This is a genomic window from Psychrobacter sp. 78a-MNA-CIBAN-0178, assembly GCF_040309625.1.
GTDB lineage: Bacteria > Pseudomonadota > Gammaproteobacteria > Pseudomonadales > Moraxellaceae > Psychrobacter > Psychrobacter okhotskensis.
Genome location: NZ_JBEOOZ010000010.1, coordinates 93,889 through 101,471, shown reverse-complemented (window position 1 = coordinate 101,471; position 7,583 = coordinate 93,889). Strand labels below are relative to the sequence as shown.

At 44.1% G+C, this 7,583-nt stretch carries 4 protein-coding genes; all 4 read right to left on the bottom strand.

Annotated elements, in window-relative coordinates; genetic code table 11:
- Positions 1–160: 160 nt before the first annotated feature.
- Positions 161–1,984 (bottom strand): bifunctional peptide-methionine (S)-S-oxide reductase MsrA/peptide-methionine (R)-S-oxide reductase MsrB, encoded by a 1,824-nt coding sequence (msrAB, locus tag AAEY80_RS07995; RefSeq protein WP_201578012.1) that lies wholly within the window; start codon positions 1,982–1,984, stop codon positions 161–163.
- Positions 1,985–2,511: 527 nt separating this feature from the next.
- Positions 2,512–3,474: an ATP-binding cassette domain-containing protein gene (locus tag AAEY80_RS07990; RefSeq protein ID WP_201578010.1), complete on the bottom strand. Its 963-nt coding sequence runs from the start codon at positions 3,472–3,474 to the stop codon at positions 2,512–2,514.
- Positions 3,475–3,492: 18 nt separating this feature from the next.
- Positions 3,493–5,445, bottom strand: a complete 1,953-nt coding sequence (locus AAEY80_RS07985; protein ID WP_350588156.1) for a glycine betaine ABC transporter substrate-binding protein — start codon at positions 5,443–5,445, stop codon at positions 3,493–3,495.
- Positions 5,446–5,806: 361 nt separating this feature from the next.
- A complete protein-coding gene (locus tag AAEY80_RS07980) occupies positions 5,807–7,288 on the bottom strand; it encodes a coniferyl aldehyde dehydrogenase (protein ID WP_201578002.1) in 1,482 nt (493 codons plus the stop codon).
- Positions 7,289–7,583 lie beyond the last annotated feature (295 nt).

Below are 7,583 nucleotides of genomic sequence, written 5' to 3'. Positions count from 1 at the left end.
AAACGATTAGGGTTTAAAACGCCAAACCAGGTGTTTTATTCCATTACTTAGCGTTGCACTTGGTGTGTTAATCTAGGAATATAAAAAAACGCTAAGGATAACCTTAACGTCTTTTTGTACTGTGCAAATAAGCACCATTAAATGACTATAGCTATGAAAATTACGATTTGACCAACTTAACCAGTGGCGCGTAGCCTGATTGCGGCATCGCACTGACAGGAATGAATTGTAATGCGCCACCATTGATACAATAACGCAAGCCACCGCGATCTTTTGGACCGTCGGGGAAGACGTGACCAAGATGCGAGTCTGCTACCCGTGAGCGAATCTCTGTACGCACCATATTAAAGGCTTTATCTTCATGCTGAGTAATGACTTGCATATCAATAGGCTTAGTGAAACTTGGCCAGCCACAACCGGATTGATACTTATCGGTAGACAAAAATAACGGCTCGCCACTGACCACATCGACATAAATACCGGGTGCAAACAGATTGTCATATTCATGACTAAAGGCACGCTCAGTAGCGGCACCTTGGGTAATATCATACTGGGCTTTGGTCAAGGTATTCTTCAAAGCATTTTTGTCAAAATTAGCATAACGCTTGGGATCTAAAGTCTCGGCAACCGTACTAACAGCGGCGAGCTTGGTGCGTGCTGTGCCTTCAGGTTTGTCATCAGCAAGGCTTAAATCAATATGACAGTAACCATTTGGATTTTTGGCGAGGTAATCTTGATGATACATCTCAGCCAAATAGAAGTTATCTAACGCTTCATGTTCAACGACGACTTTTTGCTTATACTGAGCTTGTACGCGTTTGAGTGCGGCATCAATCACCGCTTTGTCCTCTTGATCGGTATAGTAAATTCCTGAACGATACTGCACACCGCGATCATTACCTTGCTTATTTACACTGGTCGGGTCAACGACACGGAAATAATACTTCAAAATCGTGTCGAGATCGGTCTTATCTGCATCATAAGTAACTTTCACCGCTTCAGCATGTCCTGAACCGCGAATCACATCTTCATAGCTTGGGTTTGGCTGATCATCATCACCATTGGCATAACCTGAGACCACATCGACCACGCCATCGACGCGCTCCATATAGGCCTCAACGCCCCAGAAACAGCCGCCAGCCAAATAGATTGAGCGGGTATTAATCGCCTTACCTTTATCGTTATAGTACACACCATCTTTTTGCTTAATGGTTTCAATCTTACTGTTATTGTCTAAGGCTTGCGCGTTTGTCAGTTTGGCCTTGCCGCTTTTAAGCGCCGCAAAATCATTATTGGCATTTTCGGCCAGCGCATAAGCTTGCTCAGCCGTAATATTACCTTTGACTAAATGGACAAGATTGCCTTTTTTGTCCAGTATTGCCCAGCTAGGATAGACTTGTACACCAAGCTTATTAATCAAATCACCGGAGCTATCGACCAACACGGGTAGCTGCGGATAGTCTGCTTGAACGCCTGCATACCAAGTAGTGAACTCACCATCGGCTTTTTCATTGAGGTGACCGGGACTGGTAACTGTCACAACATTTAGGTCGGCAAATTTAGGATCGGTACGCCACTCTTCGGTCTCCTCTAGTGTACCCAAACATAGCGGACACCAGCTTGCCCAAAATTTAACTAAAGTGGGTTTATTTGGATCAATGACTGCTGCACCATTTTTACCCAGACCTTTAGTGAGCTGCGGTAACGCTTGTAGTTGCTTGAGCATGTCAGATGGCAGCATATCGCGTGAGTTGGTCACACCATTGTTTTCACTACCAGACTTGCTATTACCAATCGAAGTATTACTACTCGATTTACTTTCTGCACTGCTCACTTGACCACACGCTAACAATAGACCAGCACTCAATACTGTGGTCACACCCAGCGCACTAGCATTTTTGAGCCAACGTGATGGCTGACGCTTTGAGCTTGTTACCATACCAGAGTTGTGGCCGTGATCATTGTCGAAGTTATTATGTGGCATAACGGATCCTTTTTTATGAAGTCTTGCACTCATATCGTGCGCAGTCGGTCACGATCTTCTTGATAGGTTATTAGAGCAGGTGCTCAATTCAATCGATGGTCATCTAAATGAGCTAAAAAGAGGATAAACCAAGTGAAAATATGAGTAAGGAAATTCAGCTCTAAGCCGATGGCGTTGAAAAATAAGGCAAGGGAAAATAGGGAGAGATAAGTTAGAATAATTTAATAGTATACCCTGTTAATGGAGTTTACTTTAATAGTGAATATACCCTTGCTACATTTTTTTAACAACACGGAAAGACTGGCGATATAGAGTAATTAGAGGCAAGTCTGCATCTAATTGTCTATTTATATAAGGAGATAAACTAAGGAATATCCTCAATTCAAGCAGTCATATCTTAATGGGCAAAAATACAATGGTCATTAACAAATAAATGACTTTGTCTCAATCATTAAATAGCGATACTGTTTGATCTTGATTTAAAAGCAAATTAAAAAAGACAGAACGCCACCAACGTTGATTTATTATTAAGCTTTAGCGTGCATAAATTGCGCAACATAGTCATCAGCCGGATTGTCTCTTAACTCGCTAGGCGTGCCAGTTTGCACTAAGCGGCCACCATTTAAGATACTAATACGCTGACCTACTTTGACCGCTTCATCAATATCATGAGTGATAAAGACGATGGTCTTATTGAGACGGTCTTGTAGTTCAAGCAGTTGATCTTGTAATTGGGCACGAATGAGCGGATCAAGCGCGGAGAACGCTTCATCCATGAGCAGAATCGGATTGTCAGTCGCTAAGGCACGCGCCAGCCCGACACGTTGCTGCATGCCGCCCGATAGCTCATCGGGATAGCTATGCTCTAGATTGGGCAGTCCGACCTCATTAAGCCAATGACGCGCCACTTCATGACGTGCTTCCACGCTCATCTTGCGAACGCGTAACCCGTAAGCCACATTTTGTATGACTGTCATATGTGGCATCAAGCCAAAATGCTGGAACACCATACTGACGGTATTCTGGCGATATTGTTGTAACCCCTTATCATCCAATTCCAAAATATTGATAGAGTCGCTTGAGCTGGTATTATCCATCATCGTTGGAGTCACAATTGCTGGACTGGCATCACTCACTGGTGCAGCAGCAGTCGATGTTATAGATTTTTCTTTTGCGATGCCTTGTGCTTTTGACGACAGTGTCTTGGAATTAATAGTGGTATCAACCCATATCTTGCCACTGGTCGGATCAATTAAACGGTTAAGATGGCGTATCAAGGTTGATTTACCCGAGCCTGACAGCCCCATAATGCAATGCAGCTCACCCGCTTTTATTGCCAAATTAACATTATAAAGCCCGACTGAATAGCCAGTCTGCTTTTTGACAGCGACACTATCCATACCTTCTGCTAATAGATTTAAAGCTGATTGTGCTTGCGACTCATTAGCATTATAGATTTTGCTGATATTCTCTAACTGGATATGATTCATAGGTAGTCTCTTTATTATTTAACCGATAGGACGCTTGCCAGCTTCAATGGTTTTTTGCCGCGCGCGTTTCCCTTGACCAAAGGCTTGGCTGATACGGTCAATGATAATCGCGACAATGACAATGGCCGTACCTGCTTGTAGTCCTTGACCAATATTGAGCGTCTGAATAGATTGTAAGACATCTTCTCCCAGACCCGGCGCACCAATCATAGACGCCAGTACGACCATGGCAAGCGACATCATTACTGCCTGATTGATGCCCGCCATAATACCGGGCAATGCTTGTGGTAACTTGATCCAAATGAGTAGCTGAAAATGGGTGCTACCGAACGAGCGCCCCGCTTCGATCATTTCATGATTGACTTGCGTTATACCCAATGTCGTCAAACGAATAAGCGGTGGCAAGGCATAGATAATCGTGGCAAATAATGCTGGTACTTTACCAATACCGAATAGCATGAGCACGGGAATCAAATAGACGAAACTTGGCATGGTTTGCATCACATCTAATATCGGCGTAATAATTTTACGGAGCAGACTGCTGCCCGACATAGCAATACCAATGGGAATACCGACAACCACTGTCACCAAAACAGAGACGATCAATAACGCTAACGTATCGATCAAAGCGCCCCACAATCCAAACGCACCGATTAAGAACAGCCCTGCCCCGCAGGCAATAGCAAACAATACTTTGCGCACCCCAAACCACGCTAATACAGTCACCAGACCAATAATTAACCATGCGGGGATCACCGTCAATAGACGTTCAATAGGTAATAATAAATAGGTCAAAGTGACGCTACTGATACTCCGAAACACATCGCCATAGTCTCTGACTACAGTCGCTAAGGCTTTATTAAGCGGTGACTCAAGGGACCATGACGGAAAGCTGGACGTTAATGCTAGGAAGGCATTACTTGAGGTGGCGTCATTCAGTGATGGATTGACACCGCTATTGCCTGTGCCATCGTCCGTTAGACTGATGCCTAAATTGGCAGCAAGATTTTCAGCGACTTCTTTGGGTAGCCACGCTTGCCAGACGTTTGGGTTGGCACGTAAAAACTCAAGCGCCTGTTCATCACCACTGCGCTTGCTTTCACTCATCTCTAAAATCGCACTGTTTAGCTGATCTGGCGTGAACTGTACTTTTTCAAAAGCGCTTGCCAATTCGGGATTATTATCAATAAAAGGCGTCGATGCAGCAATTTTAAGCGGGGACACAGGAAAGCCAGACACACAATCCGAGGTGCCGTCGGCCAACAACAAGTCTTGCCAGCACTCATCCTCATGGGCAGGGAACGCTAGCGGCGCAAAGTCGTATTTGGCGATGAGCCCTGTTGGCTGCCAATAATAAAATAGTAACGGTTTTTTCTGTTCAAAGGCGGAGGCAATCTCAGCATCGAGTGCTGCACCCGTACCTGGATGGGCATTATTAAAGACCGCGTCTAAGCCAGTATTTTTGAGCAGTCGGGTGTTAAAAATCTCACACGCCCAGCCTGACGGACAATTCATAAACCGTGACTTGCTAGGATCTTCTGGGTCTTTAAACAACGCTGCATACTTAGGCAAATCCTGATAACGACGCAGTCCCGGATTGTCATCCATGACATATTGAGGGACGTACCAACCTTGAGTAGCACCGCCTTGCAGCGTATCGCCAATGACCGCAACTTTATCGTCATTGATGGCCTGCTCCATAATCGGCGAGCGCCCAACCCATTGTTCGCCGATGATTTGGATATCGTTTTGCGACAATGCAGTCTCGAGTGCGGGTCCTGCCCCAGGTACTTCCTCGATCGTGCAGTCGTAACCGCTCTCGGCAATATATTTGAGTATACCAGTCGTAAACTGACCACTCTCCCAAGTCAACGCGCCAAACTTGATCGGTGATGCGCAAGCTGCTGATGCTGACACTGGCAGCAACAACACACTTATACACAGTAAACTTAACGCAATCCATTGACGCATGGGATGTCCTATATTTCGTTATTGGCATCAATTATTTCGATATTGAAGTCAGCTTTTGAATGCGGTTATCGATATCGAATAATGCTGCATTGGGTTGATAATTCACGCAAAATCAATCTTTATGTCTCATCAGCAATATAAATTTACCATAACTACCGTCCGGTAATATTAAGAAATGTAGCAACAAATGAGAATGATTATAAATAACTATTGGCTGGGTTCAGCTTTTCCTTTATGTATAAAAAATATTATAAAGCCATCAAAAATAAATACTATAATCATCAAAATTTTGTTTTTTGGACAAAAAATAGCACCTACTTACGTAGATGCTATCATTATTAAACAGCCAATCTCATCACACTTATTTCATCATGAACGCCATGGCTTTGTTAAATAAGCCGCCATAAGGTGGTAATAGGAAATTCATACCATTGAGCTTGTTTTGTACAAACACAGGCTTCATATGACTTAAACGCTCAAAGCCCGCTTTACCATGATAGGCGCCAGTGCCTGAGTGCCCAACCCCGCCGAACGGTAAGTCGTGCTGCACCACATGCAAGATAACTTCATTGATAGCCAAGCCACCTGATACCGTGTTGTCACGCACTTTTTCTATGTCGCTATTACGCTCACCAAACACATAGAGGGCCAATGGACGCGGACGCGCATTGACGAAGTCTATCGCATCATCGAGCGTATCATAGTGCATCAACGGCAAAATCGGTGCAAACAGCTCGTTTTGCATCACATCACTATCGGCTGCCGGCTCACTGATAATCAGCGGCGGCATCAACCGCGTTTCAATATCATAGTCTGCATCAGTTATCTTATGAATGTTTTCACCAGATAAGGCATCTAAGTAACCTTTGATACGTTTGAATTGCTGACCATTGATAATACGCGAGTAATCTGGGTTTTCGCTGATATTCGGATAATGCTTCTGCATCCACTCTTTTGCTAGGTTAATAAACACTTCATGATCTTTGCGCTGAATCAGTACGTAATCAGGAGCAATACAAGTTTGCCCAGCATTGAGCGTTTTGCCCATCATCACACGATTGACCGCCGCCTCTAAGTTGGCACCTTCCAACACGATAACCGGTGACTTACCACCAAGCTCTAGCGTAACTGGGGTCAAGTTGGGCGCTGCCGCCGCCATGATTTTTTTGCCCACCGCAGTAGAGCCAGTATACAATAGATGATCGAATGGCATCTTACTGAAAGCTTCAGCGATATCTACTTCGCCCAGCACGACACAAACCATATCCGATGAAAAATAATGAGCGATAAGATCGGCAAACACTTGCGCGAACTGCGGTGCGGCCTCACTCATCTTAATCATGATTCGATTGCCTGCCGTGAGTGCATCAATGATTGGCCCTACCGCTAAGAATAATGGATAGTTCCATGGCACCATGATACCAACCACGCCTAATGGCTGTGGCTGAATCTCATTATGAGCTGGCATATACAATGCTGAAATAGAGGCGTGGCGAGTTTTCATCCATTTTTTACCATGCTTTTTGGCATGGCTAATGCCCGTAAAACTCGGAACAAGCTCTGCAAACTGAGTCTCTGATTCACTACGATAACCAAAATCAGCGCTGATCGCTTGAGCGATGCTTTGTTGATTGTCGCTGAGCATCATCTCTAAATTGTCTAATTGAGTCTCGCGCGTCGCCCAATCATTTATTGGTTGAGCACGGCTCAATGCTTGTAATCTTGAGAACTGCGCTTGCATATCTTCAACAGTGGTCACAATACTATGTGACTTATTACTACCAAGTGACTTATCATTGTTTTTATACGCTTGATCATTAGTGTTTTGATTGTTGTCTGTCATATATCTTCCTTGTCATAGGCGTTAGAGTCAGCACGCTATATTTGGTTTAAAACTCTGTATCTTTATTTAGGCGCTGGCGGAAATCTCCGCATACGCGCACATCATTATGAGAACTAACAAGATTCCATTCATTACTCTTTAATGTAGCGCATTGATTGAGCAATGAACAGTCTCTTTGATTGACTGCTGGGTTTGTATAAGATACGTGTCAGCCATCATCAATACCCACGATATAGATTCTTCTGTTAAGTAATACTTTATAAGTAACATGCTTCAATACTTTGTTCTGTCCTCA